Source organism: Ruania halotolerans, from assembly GCF_021049285.1.
GTDB classification, from domain to species: domain Bacteria; phylum Actinomycetota; class Actinomycetes; order Actinomycetales; family Beutenbergiaceae; genus Ruania; species Ruania halotolerans.
In genome coordinates, this window is the sequence record NZ_CP088017.1 from 3,723,951 (window position 1) to 3,738,591 (window position 14,641).

General features: G+C 67.8%; 13 protein-coding genes. 6 read left to right on the forward strand and 7 right to left on the reverse strand.

All coding sequences use genetic code 11. The annotated features are described in order from the left end of the window. Position 1 precedes the first annotated feature (1 nt). Genes LQF10_RS16860 through LQF10_RS16870 form a run of 3 tightly spaced genes read right to left on the reverse strand, consistent with a single transcriptional unit; the run spans position 2 to position 3,301 of the window. A complete protein-coding gene (locus LQF10_RS16860; protein WP_231064967.1) occupies positions 2-700 on the reverse strand; it encodes a GntR family transcriptional regulator in 699 nt (232 codons plus the stop codon). Next, positions 697-1,806 carry a sialidase family protein gene (locus tag LQF10_RS16865; RefSeq protein WP_231064968.1) on the reverse strand — a complete coding sequence of 370 codons (1,110 nt, stop codon included), beginning with the start codon at positions 1,804-1,806 and terminating at the stop codon, positions 697-699. Before LQF10_RS16865 ends, LQF10_RS16860 begins: the two co-directional genes overlap by 4 nt. A 55-nt stretch (positions 1,807-1,861) precedes the next feature. Then, on the reverse strand, positions 1,862-3,301 hold the full coding sequence (locus LQF10_RS16870) for a sulfatase family protein (RefSeq protein WP_231064969.1): 1,440 nt from the start codon (positions 3,299-3,301) through the stop codon (positions 1,862-1,864). A 127-nt stretch (positions 3,302-3,428) separates the two neighbouring features. Between LQF10_RS16870 and LQF10_RS16875 the strand changes: the two genes are divergently transcribed. The 3 genes from LQF10_RS16875 (at position 3,429) to LQF10_RS16885 (ending at position 7,583) form a co-directional block, all read left to right on the forward strand. Then, on the forward strand, positions 3,429-5,327 hold the full coding sequence (locus tag LQF10_RS16875; protein ID WP_231064970.1) for a right-handed parallel beta-helix repeat-containing protein: 1,899 nt from the start codon (positions 3,429-3,431) through the stop codon (positions 5,325-5,327). A gap of 65 nt (positions 5,328-5,392) precedes the next feature. After that, positions 5,393-6,697, forward strand: a complete 1,305-nt coding sequence (locus tag LQF10_RS16880) for a sulfatase family protein (RefSeq protein ID WP_231064971.1) — start codon at positions 5,393-5,395, stop codon at positions 6,695-6,697. A gap of 88 nt (positions 6,698-6,785) precedes the next feature. After that, positions 6,786-7,583 carry a DUF1206 domain-containing protein gene (locus LQF10_RS16885; RefSeq protein WP_231064972.1) on the forward strand — a complete coding sequence of 266 codons (798 nt, stop codon included), beginning with the start codon at positions 6,786-6,788 and terminating at the stop codon, positions 7,581-7,583. 107 nt (positions 7,584-7,690) lie between these two features. Here LQF10_RS16885 and LQF10_RS16890 read toward each other — a convergent pair whose 3' ends face one another. From LQF10_RS16890 to LQF10_RS16900, 3 genes are all read right to left on the reverse strand, one after another. After that, a complete protein-coding gene (locus tag LQF10_RS16890) occupies positions 7,691-8,962 on the reverse strand; it encodes an ATP-binding protein (RefSeq protein WP_231064973.1) in 1,272 nt (423 codons plus the stop codon). 141 nt (positions 8,963-9,103) lie between these two features. Then, complete coding sequence (locus LQF10_RS16895) at positions 9,104-10,564, reverse strand: amidase (protein WP_231064974.1); 1,461 nt, start codon at positions 10,562-10,564, stop codon at positions 9,104-9,106. Between the two features lie 29 nt (positions 10,565-10,593). Further along, positions 10,594-11,277 carry a hypothetical protein gene (locus tag LQF10_RS16900; RefSeq protein ID WP_231064975.1) on the reverse strand — a complete coding sequence of 228 codons (684 nt, stop codon included), beginning with the start codon at positions 11,275-11,277 and terminating at the stop codon, positions 10,594-10,596. Positions 11,278-11,392: 115 nt separating this feature from the next. Between LQF10_RS16900 and tdh the strand changes: the two genes are divergently transcribed. Then, entirely contained in the window at positions 11,393-12,448 is a 1,056-nt protein-coding gene (gene tdh / locus LQF10_RS16905; RefSeq protein WP_231064976.1) for an L-threonine 3-dehydrogenase, read from the forward strand. Positions 12,449-12,460: 12 nt separating this feature from the next. Continuing rightward, positions 12,461-13,696, forward strand: coding sequence for a glycine C-acetyltransferase (locus tag LQF10_RS16910; RefSeq protein ID WP_231064977.1), 1,236 nt, complete (start codon positions 12,461-12,463; stop codon positions 13,694-13,696). On the opposite strand, the gene LQF10_RS16915 is transcribed toward LQF10_RS16910, so the two are convergent. Beyond that, on the reverse strand, positions 13,674-13,883 hold the full coding sequence (locus LQF10_RS16915; RefSeq protein WP_231064978.1) for a dodecin family protein: 210 nt from the start codon (positions 13,881-13,883) through the stop codon (positions 13,674-13,676). The genes LQF10_RS16910 and LQF10_RS16915 overlap by 23 nt on opposite strands. Positions 13,884-14,020: 137 nt before the next feature. Here LQF10_RS16915 and LQF10_RS16920 point away from each other — a divergent pair, with 137 nt between their 5' ends. Beyond that, positions 14,021-14,608: a TIGR03086 family metal-binding protein gene (locus LQF10_RS16920; RefSeq protein ID WP_231064979.1), complete on the forward strand. Its 588-nt coding sequence runs from the start codon at positions 14,021-14,023 to the stop codon at positions 14,606-14,608. The last annotated feature ends 33 nt before the right edge of the window (positions 14,609-14,641 follow it).

The following is a 14,641-nucleotide window of genomic DNA, read 5'->3' on the forward strand; positions in this document are numbered from 1 at the left end:
GTCAGCCACCGGCGCCCTCATGGCGTGCAGTACGGAACGCCTCAAGACGGGAGCGCGCACCGACGAGGTGCTCGGCGAGTTCTTCGATGGCAGCGTCGACCCGCCCAGTGCGAACGTGGTCCAGGATCTCCCAGTGCGATTGGGCGGCAGGGTGCAGGTCCCTGTCCTGGGCGGTGGACACCGCCAGCAATGCGGCAAAGGTGGGTCGATACCCCTCCCACACGCGCTGGAGCCGGCGATGGCCGGCAATCCGGTACAGGCTCGTGTGGAACTCCAGGTCCGCCTCTGCGAATGCCAGCGCGTTGCCGTCATCGGCCGCGCGATCCATCTCCTTGAGGAGGTCGAGTGCGGGCCGCCAGTCGGCGTCCTCGCGGACAGCGCAGCGCCGGACGGCGAACGTCTCCAGGGTCAGCCGGAGCGAGAAGAGCTCCAGGAGATCGTCGGCAGAAATCCCCACCACGGCCAGGCCGCGTCCGCGCACCGCCACGAGCCCTTCGGCCTGCAGCGTGCTGAGTGCGTCCCGGATCGGGCCCCGGCTCACCCCGAAGTCCGTCGACAGGCTTGCCTCCACCAGTCGGTAACCCGCAGGGAGCTCACCAGTGGCGATGAGCCAACGAAGCTTCGCGGCCACCTGGTCACCGAGAGCGTTGCGCTGCACCGGTGTGACCGAGAGGCCCTCCACCCGCCCCGGCGTGATCATCGAACGCCCTGTACACCGCTGCGGAAGTCAGGGAATCGGTGGAAGGTCATGTAGTTGCTGTCGTGGAAGTTCTCCGCGCTGCCCTCGGAATCCTCGTACGCGGTGCGAGAGACGAACAGGATGTCCTCCCCCTCGACCACCCAGTCCACGTACTGGAAGCCGTGATCGGCGTCGTCCTCGTGCTCGAGCAGCACCTCGCCGACCTGCCAGGTCCGCAGGTCCGGGGAGGTCGCGTGGCAGAGCACATGCCGGCCGCGCAGTCCCTTTCCGGCACGCTCGGGGTGGGCCACATGGTTGACCAACGCGTGATAGCGCCCGGTCGGCTCGTCCCAGCGGATCGTGAACTTGGAGATCCCGCCGGGCATCGGGACCACGTCGGCCTCCGGATCGAAGACCATCGGACCGTCCGGCGTCGGCACCCGCAAGAGCGCACTGTAGACGTGCTCCCCCGTGCCCGGCTCGTCCACCCGCATCACGTTCATCATCTGCCCGTCCGGTCCGACGACGGCGTTGCCCTCCAGCCACGCGTTCATCGTCCCGCCCAGCCAGCCTGGGTCGACCGCCTCGAACGGCGTGCTCGTCCAGCTCCGCGCGTCGAGCAGATCGGCGCCCACCGGGGCAGAGAGCATCCCGGCACGGAAGGACCGCCCCCACCTGCTCGTGTCTGTCACATCCTCGATGGCGCGCCACCAGCGCCCCTCATGCTCGAGGACCGGCGTAGGTGCGGTGTGGAAGGTCCCGGACCTGATCAGGCCGTTCGCCTCGTCGGTGGGCTCGGTCCAGGTGTGCCCGCCGTCGTCGGAGCGGCGGATCACGACGTTCCCGTACTGCCGGCTCGCCCCGATCGTCCAGACACTGCCTCCTGCGAGAAACAGCGTGCTCCAGAACTGGCCGGTCAAGGTGGCGCGGTGGGTCCAGGTGGCGCCCTGGTCGGTGGAGCCGTAGATCATCTGGGTGTCGAAGTTCGTCCCCGGCCCGAACAGGTCATGGCCGGCGAGGTAGTCGCCGTCGGGTAGCACGACGATCGTCGGTGAGCCGACGTAGGCACGGCTGCTGGCCGGCGAATGGCCGATCACTGTTCCGGGGACGGTGGTGGCGACGGTCAACGGATGCTCCTGTGGGTTGCGGGTGTGATGGATAGGCGTGTCGTGGCGGGGCTTGTCACGCCATCGTGTGCTGCGGGAGCCGCTCGCCGCCGCGCGGTCCGGCGCACCAGTGCTGGCGGACCTGCCAGTCGAGCAAGACGGCCATGAGGTCGGCTCGGATGTGGGCGAGGCTCGGGTCCTCCCATCGGTCATGCTTCTCCTCGGGATCGGCCTCGAGGTCGAAGAGCTGGCCGTCGGGTGCCACCGGGTCGTGATACCGCACCAGCTTGTACCGCCCTGCGCGGATCATCGTGGCGAGCAGGGGCGGGTCGAAGTAGGTAGTCGGCTGCCCGACGGCGACCCCACCGTTGCGGTAGGAGGAGGTCACGAACGCATGGGGTGCGGTCTCGCCCGTGGCGAGGAGCCGGAGGTCGAGCACGTCCTCGAGGTAACCGGTGTCCAGGCCGGCCGCACGGAGCACGGTCGCGGCAACGTCAGTGAGCGCGACAGGGTCAGCCACCCGGACGCCGTCGGGAACCACACCGGGCTGGCGCAGGAGCAACGGGACCCGTACGCACGGCTCGTAGAAGAACGCTCCCTTGGTCATCAGGCCGCGGTCGCCGAGCATCTCACCGTGATCGCTGGTGACAATCACCAGGGTGTCTTCCGCGAGGCCCAGCTCATCCAGCCGGTCCAGCACCTGGCCGATCTCCGCATCGAGAAGAGCGATAGAGGCGTGGTACCCCACCCGGGCCGCGTCCAGGTCACCGCCGGCCACGTGTGCCGCCACGGTCTTGGACTCCATCTCCCGCCGCAGGCCGTCGGGGACCCGGTCGGGCACGGGGCGTACCGGCGGCAACTCGCCCACCTGCTCGGCGAACTCCTCCGGGTAATCATCGAACGGGTTGTGCGGGTCAAAGAATCCCAGGTAAGCGAAGAACGGCTGCCGGCCCGCGGTCTCGTCGATGAAGGCAAGAGCGCGATCGGCGATCCAGTGGCTCATGTGCACGCTGCGTGGATGGTGCAGCACACCACGACCTTCGCCGCGCAACCGCTCCCGGAACTCAGGATCCTTCTCGGCGAGCCACGCGTCATAGGCATGCAGCGGGGACTGCATGTCCAGGCTGGCCTCGTTGCACCATTCGTACACGTCAAAACCATCCCGCGGATGGCGGCGGGTGGCTTCGTCGGCGCGGCCACTCACATGCAACTTGCCGAACAGCCCAGTGCGATATCCGGCGTCGCGCAGGCGCTCGGTAAACAGGGCCTCGGACTCGGGCAACGTGTCGTAGAGCTTCTCCACTCCGTGTTCGGCCACCTGCTTGCCGGTGAACATGCTGGCCCGGCTCGGTGTGCACAGCGGTGAGGTGCAGTACGCGGCATCGAACACCGCCCCCTGCCCGGCGAGGTGATCCAGATTCGGTGTGTGACCGCCGTCAAAGCCGTAACAGGCCAGCGAGTCGTAGCGCTGCTGGTCGGTCACCACGAGCACGACATTCGGGCAGTCGGATCCCACGACGCTCCTTCACGGTCGACGGTTAACCACCACCCTATCGGCCCAAGTGAACGAACGCAACGTTGACAGTCAACCGTTACCGGTTATCGTTGGCCTCGTCCTACTTCAACGATGAGGAGCAAATCCGATGGACGACCACACGTCTCGGCGCAACATCCTGGGAGCGGGCCTCGCCGGCCTCGCCGCGAGCACCGCCGCCGTCACCTTGGGGGCGCTTCCTGCGTCTGCCAGCCCTGGGAATGGGAACGGCAATGGGAACGGTCAGGGCAACGGGAACGGCAATGGCAACGGGGGGAACCCTCACAACAACGACGCCACGGCGTCATCTGTGCTCAGCTGGGTCAGCATCCATGAATACAAGGATCAGGTCACCAACCAGTCGGACCCTGAGGAGGACTGGGACTGGACGGCTGCAATCCAATCGGCGATCGACGAGAATGCCGGCCGCGTCATCTACTTCCCGAACACCTCACCGCGCTATCTGGTGAGCGACTACATCGCCATGCGCTCGAATACGAGCCTGATCGGCGATGGCGATTCCCTGATTTACTTCACCATCCCGATCGAGGACACCGACGACATCCTCGTTCGAGGCGGCTTCTTCCGACTGCGCGAGCAAGCCGTGATGGACGATCCGACCGGCACCTTTTCCTACGACATCACCGTCCGCGCGCTGAGCTTCGAGTCCCTCGAGCAACAGCGCAACGGTGTGTTCAAGCTGGTCAACGCCCGCCGCGTGACTATCGCCGACTGCAGGTTCGTTAACTGCGGGGCCGCGTTCGTCTGCCACGAGCTCGAGATGAACAATTCCTACGTCCGGGCCAATGCAGGTGAGAGCGGCGACCCCGCAGTGGAAGCCGGCTTCTCCCCCGACTCCACCGACGACCTCAACGAGGACATCGTCTTCGTGAACAACTACATCGACGGCGTCGAGTACTTCGTGATGGCGCTACGCCTGAACTTCGTCAAGCGGGCCGTCATCACCGGGAACATCTGCCGGTTCGGGCAGATCTCCTGGTGGGGTGGCGGTGCCCGCAAGGGCGAGGGTGGCGAGAAGCATTTCCTGCGTCGCTGCCTGCAGTTCACCATCGCGAACAACTATCTGCACCAGAACAACGGCGCGATCTACGGCAACAACGGCTCCGAGATCACCGTCACGGGCAATGTGTGCGAATACTCCATTGACACAGCGATCGACATGGAGGGATGCCAGAACTTCACCGTCGACGGCAATACCGTGAAGTACGCCGGCAATTTCTGCTACAGCGTATTCTACGGCTGCCGCAACGGGGTGTTCAGCAACAACGTCGCCATCCAGGGCCCGGCCGCGGCCGATATGGGGCCGGTCGGGCAGCAGAGGGGTCTGGAGGTCTTCCGTCAGATCGCCAGCTTCGACGACGCCACCCCCGAGCAATACGCCATCCGGGGCAACACCTTCCGCTGGGACGGGGACACCGGATTCGGTGTGGTCCGCCTGGATAACTACGGCGATGTGACGATCTCGGACAACTACTTCGAGAACGTGATCATCGACGGAGTGGTCGGCCATTCCAAAGCGAACCAGTCACTCATCAACAACGAGTTCCGCTTCACCAATGCCAGTGCAGCCAACGACGTCTACATCGCGCTCGGTCGGCAGTCCGTGGGCGGGCGGAGTTGCCTGGTCCGGGACAACCGCATTCAAATCGAGAACGCCGACGCGGGCGCGATCCCGATCGTGGTGGTGCAACACCGCTCCGACTCCGCGGCGATGAGTCTGATCGACCGGAACGTCATCGATGCTCAGACCGACATCGCCATCGCCTACGGTGACCTGCGCACAGGCACACGCAACGATGGTCAGACGTTCACGTTCCGGGAGAACGTGCTCGCCTCGGGCAGCATCGCCAACCTCAGCCGAGGCGGGAAGACCGAGGTGCTCGTCGAGAGCAACCGCGACTGGGACCTCGCCGAGGCCACCTGGACCGAGGAACCAGACACTGACCGGTACCCCACCCTCAAGACCGGCCTGTCCGTCATGGACTGAGTCGACGAACAGTCGGGCGGGGCGCGGCTGTCGCCGCCCCCGCCTGGCCTTCTGGAGAAGAGCGTATGCCCCGCCCCCACATTGTCTACCTGCACTCTCACGACACCGGCCGGTACGTGAGCCCGTACGGCTACGGCGAACCGACCCCGCACCTACGGCGCCTGGCCGAGGACGGCGTGGTGTTCCGGCAGGCTTACTCCGCCGCTCCCACCTGCTCACCCTCACGAGCTGCGCTCGCCACCGGGATGTATCCGCACGAGGTCGGCATGCTCGGGCTGGCCAACCGCGGCTTCGCGATGGACCAGCGCCTGCACCTCGTCCACACCTTGCACGAGGCCGGCTACACCAGCGCGCTGGCAGGTGTGCAGCACGTGAGCACCGAATGGTCACAGATCGGCTACACCGACGTGCTGCCGATCGCCTCCCGTGATGCCCCGGACGTGAGTGCCGCAGCAGTGGAGTTCCTCGCCGGACATGCCGACGACGAAACGCCGTTCTTCCTCGACGTGGGCTTCCGCGAGACGCATCGGGCCTTCGACGACCCTGGCGACCAGGACGACGCGCGCTATCTGCTGCCCCCGGGGCCCCTGCCCGACATCCCCGAAGTGCGCGAGGAGATGGCGCAGTACCGTGCCAGCGTGCGCCGCCTCGATGACGGCATCGGTGCCGTGCTGGACGCGCTGGACCGCTACGGGCTCGCCGAGAACACTCTCGTGGTGTGCACCACCGACCACGGCTTGCCGTTCCCGGGGATGAAGGGCCAGCTCACCACGCACGGAGTCGGCGTGATGCTGCTGGCGCGCGGGCCCGGGTTCGCCGGCGGGCAGGTACTGGACGGGCTCGTCTCCCAGGTGGACCTGTTCCCCACGTTCTGCCGCGCCGCCGGGATCGAGCCGCCCACCCGAGTGCGCGGTACGGCCCTACAGCCCCTTGCCGACGGCACCGCCACGACCGTGCACGAGGAGATCTTCACCGAGACCACCTTCCATGTGGCCTACACCCCGATGAGATCGGTCCGGACCCAGCACTGGGCCTACATCCGGAGGTTCGACGACGGCGGGAGCCGGGCTGAGCTCAACGAGGCCGACTCCCCCACACTCACCGCGCTGACCGAGCACGGCTGGGTCGATCGCCCGCGCCCCGCCGAAGAGCTCTACGACTGTCTGCTCGATCCGCAGGAGCGCGCCAACCTCGCCGAGTCGCCCGACCTCCAGCCGGTGCTGACCGACCTGCGCGAGCGGCTCACGACCTGGATGCAGGAGACCTCCGATCCATTGCTGGCCGGCCCGGTGGCGCCACCGCCGGGTGCTCGCGTCGACGATCCGGCACCCAACCCCGTCGGACAGCAGGCACGCGTGCTCGAGATCTGACCGGCACGTCGACGGCGCTGCGTCACCCTCGAGTCAGGTGCAGCGCGCTCCGCGCGCACACCCGATCCACTTCTGCCACTCTGAGCGCATGACAGAGCACTCACCCGAACGCGCTGCACGTGACGTGGCCGACAACCCCTGGATGGAGCGCCTCGCCCGCGCCGGGTTCGTCGCGAGCGGCCTCATTCACCTCATGGTCGGTGCCCTCGCGATTCAGATCGCGCTCGGTGGCGGCGGTGAGGCCGACAGCGGTGGTGCGCTGCAGGCTCTGGGCTCGGCGCCGGGTGGAGCGATCCTGCTGTGGATCTGCACGATCGGCATTCTGGCGCTGGCCCTGTTCCAGATCCTCGCCGTCGTGGCGGGGGGTGGTGGAGCCGGTGACCGGATCAAGGTCCTGGGCAAGGGCGTCCTCTACGGCGCCCTCGGCGTCTCGGCACTGCAATACGCCACCGGCTCCGGCGGTTCTGGCGGGGAGAGCACCACGAGCATGACCGGCCGGCTGATGCAGCTACCCTTCGGGCCCATCCTGGTGGCCGTCGTGGGAGCAGCAGTGATCGGGGTCGGCATCTATCACGTGCACAAGGGCTGGACCCGAGGCTTCCTCAAGGACCTGCGCGCCCCGAGCCACGGCACGCTCGGGCGCGGCATCACCGGCGCCGGGATGGCCGGCTACATCGCCAAGGGGGTCGCGCTGGTCATCGTTGGCGCGCTGTTCTGCCTGGCGGCCTGGCAATCCGACCCGGACGAGGCGACCGGCTTGGACGGTGCGCTGAAGACCCTTGCCGGGCAACCGTTCGGTACGGCGCTGCTGCTTGCGGTCGCCGTCGGCTTGATCCTGTACGGCGTGTACAGCATCGCGCGGGCTCGCTACGCGCGGATGGACTGAAGCGGTAGACACATCGCCTCTCTGGCAGCGCGCTCCCTCACCCATACGGGCTCGGGCACGAGAACCTGCTGCGCGCCTCGGCATAGGCGTGGAACGAGTACACCCGCTCAGGCGCCGAGCAACGCCAACGGGACCACGGCGATTCCGTCCGATCGGCGATAGGCACGCGGGCCGGTCGTGAGCACCACCAGATCTACGACATCGTCACCGAGCCGATCACGCAGCCACAGCAGGTGCCGGACATCGTCATCTCGCACCGCTGCAGCGAGCTTCACCTCGATCCCGAGCACCTGCCCTTCGGGCCCCTCGACGACGAGATCGACCTCATGGTCACCATTGCGGGTGCGCAGGTGGCCCACCCGAGCTTCGGCGGCTTGTGCAGCGACGCGGACGGTGAGCGTCGCGAGCGACTCCAGCAGTGGCCCGGCCATCGGCGCTCCGGTAGGCAACCCGAGTGCGCGGGCTGACAAGTTGAGCAGCCGGGCGGCAAGCGCCGGATCTGCGAGCTGGTGCTTCGGCGCCTGCTGCAACCGCGAGATCGGGTTGCGCGCGGGGCTCCATCCGGGCACCGGATCGAGGAGCCAGAGCTGAGTCAGGTGGTCGCGGTAGGCAATAGTGGTCGTCTTCGCCGGGTGCACACCATCACCAGTCGTGGTGGCGTCCAGCAGGCGTGCGTAGGACGTCGAGGTGGACGAGACGGCGGCGTACGCTGCCAACCATCGGCGCAGCGTCTCCGGACGGCGCACCGATACTCCGTGCTCCGGTAGGTCCCGGTGGATCACCTGCTGCAGGTAGGCATCGAGAAGTCGGCGTCGATACGCGGGAGCATGCCGGTATACGCCCGGGAATCCGCTCGCTTCGACGGCTTCGAGGTACTTGTCGGCCTGCCACGTGGTCTGTCCGGTGATGGGATCGGCCCTCCCGTCGAGCAACGCGGCCAGGCTGACGGTCGACCGCTCGAAGCCACGCTCATAGAGGGCCAGCGGCCGCATCCGCAGCGACAGGATCCGCCCCGCACCCGAATGCGTGTCCACCCCGGCTGCCGGTGTCGCGCTGCCGGTCAGGAGAAACCTATCGGCCGGGGAACCCGCGTCGACGCTGCGCCGCACGGAGTCCCACACGGCTGGATACCGCTGCCACTCGTCGATCAGCACAGTGCCCTCGGACATCCGGAAACGGGGATCCGCGGCGACGCCGGCGACGTGGTCGTCGTTGTCCAAGAACCACGCGGTCCTCGCTCGTCGGGCAGCGGTCTCCGTCTTCCCGACGCCCTTCACTCCCTCGATTGCGATGGCAGGCGCGACGGCGAGCAGTTCGTCGAGTTCGACGTCCACGGTGCGCGGGAGATACCCGTGCGCAATCCCATTTTCACTGGTCACCGTCGTTAGGCGACCGTTAGCAGCACCTGAACGCTACCTTTAGCACGTTCCCTACGCTACCTTGAGCCGCTTCAACCGGACCCAAACATCGGCCTCAAAGGGATGGTGGGTCGAGTCGTGGACCCTCAGCGGGTGAGCGCCTCATGGCACCGGGGCGCACCGGTCCGCCCAGGGCAGCGCCTCCTCCAGCACAGCCGAGAGGCCGAGCAGCCGCTCTTCCCCACCCAGCCCCGCACCGAGGGCCACACCGAACGGGAGCACCGGGCCGCCGTCGGGCCCCTCATCGACAGCAGCCCAATGCACCGGCAGGGAGATCGCCGGCCAGCCGAGGATGTTCCAGGTGCTGGTCCACGGAGTGAAAGCGCATTGCGCCCAGAAATCGGCTTCGGGGTCGGCATCGTTGCGGATCGAACCGATCGGTGCGGGCGGCTGAGCCAGGGTCGGCATGCAGATCACGTCGAAGTCCGCCCAGGCGGCCGCGGTCTCCCGGGTGAGTTGCTGGCCGGCGCTGATCGCCGACGCATACGCGAGTCCGCTCACGCCGCGCCCACGCTCGCGCATCCACCGGGTCAGCGGGACCAGCAGGTGCTCGGCCTCCTCGGGGATCGGGGCGCTGGCCGCCATCACCGACCACACGTCCAGGAACGGGTGCCACTTCTCGGCCGCGAACGGCACCGGCGCCTCGCTCACGTGGTGGCCGAGCTCGTCGAGCACCCGGGCGGTCCTCTCGACGGCGGCCCTCGCTTGGGGGTGGACAGGTGCCTCGGGCGTGATGATGGGGGTGGTGAGCAGGCCGATGCGCAGGCCGGTCTCACGGCGCTGGCACGCATCCAGGAATGTGGTGCGCGGACCGGGCAGAGATGCAGTGTCACCCGGCCATGGTGGGCTGAGCACATCGAGGGCTAGTGCGGTGTCGCGCACGTCCCGGGTCAGCACGCCTTGCGTGGCCAGAGCTGCGCCGTCCACTCCGAGCGGTCCATTCGAGATTCGCCCGCGGCTGGCCTTGAGCCCGACGAGCCCGCACGCACTGGCGGGGATCCGGATGGAGCCACCGCCGTCGCTGCCGTGGGCGATGGGGACGATCCTGGAGGCGACTGCTGCCGCGGCACCACCGGAGGAGCCACCGGCGGAGCGGGTCAGGTCCCATGGGGTGCGCGCCGGGGGTGCGATCTCGGGTTCGGTGTAGCAGGGCAGACCGATCTCGGGGGTGTTGGTCTTGGCGACCATGAGGGTGCCGGCGTCGCGGAAGCGGGTGACCACGCCGTCGTCGGCGGGTGGCACTAACCCGTCCAATGCGGCACTCCCGGCTCGCATCGGCACCCCGGCCACCATCGCCAGATCCTTGATCGGCAGGGGAACGCCGAGTAGCGGCGGGAGAGCGGCGAGCGCATCCGGATCGGTGCCGGCCTCCTCGAGGAGGCGCGTGGCGTCGTCGGCCTGGGCCCTGGCGAGCTCGGGAGCGCCGGTCACGAAGGCGCCGACCTGCTCCCCAAGCGCCTCCATCCGGGTCTCGGTATGGGTGAGCACCTCAGTTGGTGAGGTCTGCCGGGATCGGATCGCGGCGGCGAGTTCGCGGGCGCTCAGATCGTGCAGATCGGCCATGGTCCGACCCTACGCCCCGGCTCGCCGTCTCAGGCGCGGCCCTGTTCGCCACGCCTCGGCGGCTGGCCGGCGTACCCGGGCGGAACTGCAGCACGGGCACGGGATCGCAGGTGCCACCAGATCACCCCGGCGAGCGTCATCGCGGTTCCGGCAACTCCCAGGCCGATCGCGGCGAACACCCCGAACACGGTGCCGAACACCCCTGTGAAGAATGCGGGCAGGTCGTCACCCTCAGCGATCACCACAGTGGCCCACGGGGTCACCCCTGGATCCGCGAGGGTCGGGACGTCCACGGTGTACTCTCCGGCACCTGATGTGCGGAAAGTATGCACAATGTGTGCGCCCACTCCGTTCGAGGAACTGGAGCCCGATGGCCCCGCAGTCGAGCGCACCGTCTCACCACTGACACCGGTGACGCTCACCGCTGCGCTCAGCGCGACGCCGTCGGCGTGGCTGGGGTGCGCGAGATAGACCGCGTAGGTCGTGTCGGCGCTCAATGGGAGCGTGACCGAGCCGGGAACGTCGGTGCCACCGACAGCCTCGGGGCCAGGGGCGCCGTCGGCACCCACAACGCCCAACGGGAGGACGGACAGGAACAGCCGCACCACCACCACGATCACGACGATCGCGCAGGCCAGGACCACAGCACCGGAGAAGGTGAGGATCTTGGGCCCGGTGGTGGAGGTTGTGGCCGGTGGAGCAGGCATCGACATGACCCTCACGCTAGTGGCGCCCATGGCTCGTGCAATGGACAGCCCTCCCCCGTGTCAGCCGCTCACCTTGATAGCGTTCCACTATCTGGACACCTACCGGAGGAATCCCACCAGCATGAAGGCCCTGTACAAGGCCGGCCCGCACCCCGGGCTGGAGCTCGTGGACCGACCCGAACCTGAGCCGGGCACCGGCGAGGTGAAAATCCGGGTGCACACCACCGGGATCTGCGGCACCGACCTGCACATCCTCGACTGGGACCCATGGGCGGCCTCGATGGTGCCGGCGCCGCTGATTCCCGGGCACGAGTTCTACGGCGAGGTGGTGGCCATCGGGGACATGGTGCACGACGTCACCGTCGGCGAGCTGGTCTCCGGTGAGGGCCACATCGTGTGCGGGATGTGCCGCAACTGCCGGGCCGGACGCCGTCAGCTGTGCATCCGCACGATCAGTGTGGGCGTGCAACGCGACGGAGCGTTCGCCGAGTACGTGGTGATTCCTCAAGAGAACGTCTGGTCGCACACCCGTGAGGGCGGGCATACCGTCAGCCCGGAACTGGGCGCGATCTTTGACCCGTTCGGCAACGCCGTGCACACCGCGTTGAAATTCCCCGTGGTCGGGGAGGACGTGCTGATCACCGGTGCCGGACCGATCGGGTTGATGGCGGCAGCCGTGGTGCGCCACGCCGGCGCCCGGTACGTCGCAATCACCGACGTCTCCCCCGAACGGCTCACGATCGCCGAGCGCATGGGTGTGGATCTGGCACTGAACGTCAGCGGCACCCCGGTGGACCGCGCCCAGGAAGTGCTGCAGTTGCGCGAGGGGTTCGACGTGGGGCTGGAGATGTCCGGGCACCCGAGCGCGCTGCCGGAGATGATCCGGGTGATGAACCACGGCGGGAAGATCGCGCTGCTCGGGCTCCCGAGCGAGTCCATCGATCTGGACTGGTCCCTGGTGGTCACGCAGATGCTCACATTGCAGGGCATCTACGGGCGGGAGATGTTCGAGACCTGGAACGCGATGAGTTCGATGTTGCAGACCAGCGACTGGCTGCTCGAGGCGGTCACCTCGGTGGTGACCGATCGTGTGCCGGCGCGCGAGTGGGAGTCGGCCTTCGCGGCCGCGACGTCCGGTTCTCGCGGCAAGGTCGTGCTCGACTGGACGAACCTCTAGGAAGGAGCACGAATGTACTCGATTGCCGATGACTTGCGCGCGGAGTTGGACGAGATCCGCGAAGGTGGCCTGTACAAGCAGGAGCGTGCGATCTCCTCACCACAGTCCGCGCACGTGCTCACAGGACCCCCCGACGGCGGTCCTGCCGCGGGTAAGCCGAGCCCACCGGCCGAGGTGCTGAACTTCTGCGCGAACAATTACCTGGGCCTGGCCGGCCACCCCGAGATCCTGGCCGCGGCGCACCGGGCGCTGGACGAGCGAGGATTCGGAATGGCCTCGGTGCGGTTCATCTGCGGTACGCAGGATCTGCACCTGGAGTTGGAGCGGCGGGTCTCGGAGTTCCTTCGCACCGACGCCACGATCCTGTTCGGTTCCTGTTTCGATGCGAACGGCGGGGTGTTCGAGACCCTCCTGGGACCAGAGGACGCGGTGATCTCGGACGAGTTGAACCACGCCTCGATCATCGATGGCATCCGGTTGTGCAAAGCGACCCGGTACCGGTACGCGAACCGGGACATGGCCGACCTGGAGGCTCGTCTGGCGCAAGCACGCGCGGCGGGTGCACGGCGGATCCTGGTGGTGACCGATGGTGTGTTCTCGATGGACGGCTACCTCGCCCCGCTCGAACGGATCTGCGACCTGGCCGAGCAGCACGGGGCGCTGGTGATGGTGGACGACTCCCACGCCGTCGGCTTCATGGGCGACACAGGCGCCGGCACACCGGAGCACACCGGCGTGGCCGACCGGGTGGATATCCTCACCGGCACGTTCGGCAAGGCCCTCGGCGGGGCCTCGGGCGGGTACGTCTCCGGCCGAGCGGAGATCGTGGAGTTGCTACGCCAGCGCGCCCGCCCGTACCTGTTCTCGAACTCCGTGGCACCGCCGATCGTGGCCGCCACACTCACCGCATTGGACCTGGTGGCCGGTGCCCGCGGGTTGCGCGAACAGCTCACCTCGAACGCCCACCTGTTCCGCGAGCGCATGACGGCGGAGGGCTTCGATCTGCTGCCCGGTGAGCACGCCATCGTGCCGGTAATGTTCGGCGATGCCGCCATGGCCGTCCAGGTGGCGGACGCCATGCTCGCCCGCGGGGTGTACGTGACGGCGTTCAGCTATCCGGTGGTGCCTCGTGGCAAGGCCCGGATCCGGGTGCAACTGTCCGCAGCGCACGCTGCTGAGGACATCGAGGCATGCGTGGCCGCGTTCGTGGCCGCTCGGAACGAGGTCAGTCCTCCAGGACGAAGGTGACTTCCAGGACCACCTGGTAGGCGGTGATCTTCCCGTCGGTCACCTCGACCTTCTGCTCCTTGACCCATGCTCCGGAGACGTGACGCAGCGTAGCCGCCGCGCGCGCGACACCCGCATTCACGGCGTCCTCGAAGCTCACATCAGAGCGTGCACTGACGGTGGTGATACGACCAACTGATGCAGACATTCGTAGCCTCCTCATCGAGTGGTGCTGCTGCAGGGTGCAGCCTCGCCATCGTCACCCAGCCCTGACGGCTCTGCAACCGATGAGTTCTGCGGGCGCCGCCGGTCTACCCAGTGACCCTCCCATCGAAAGGAACGCTCATGATCGATCTCACCCCCACCACCGCCCGGACCGCGGCACTGGCCGCCAACGTCGATGACAGCCAGCTGAGTGACCCCACGCCGATAGACGCTCCCGTGTCTCAGTTGTTGCACCACCTGCTCGGCCTGACCGTGGCGTTCCACGACGCCGCGGCGAAGATCGAGGGCCCGACCACGAACACCCCGCCCGCGCCGACGACTGGCCCGTTGCCGGACGGGTGGCGCGATCTCCTGGCCCAACGGCTTGCCGAACTGGGCGCGGCCTGGCAGGACCCAGCAGCCTGGGACGGGATGACCATGGCCGGCGGAGTCCGGTTCCCGGCCGAGGTGTGCGGACTCGTGGCCATGGACGAGGTGCTCCTGCACGGCTGGGACCTGGCCGTGGCGACCGGGCAGGCCTATCAGCCCAGCAGGGAAGAACTCGAAGCGATCCTGCCGATCGTCACGCCGAACCCCGACCCTGAGGCGGCGGCCGCCGAACGCGAGGGGATGTTCGGGGAACCCGTGACCGTCCGCGAGGACGCGCCGTTGCTTGACCGCGTGCTCGGCCTCGCCGGGCGCGACCCAGCTTGGTCAGCCGCTGGCTGAGGAGGCGGTCCCGGCTCGGAACCGGGCGCGGTC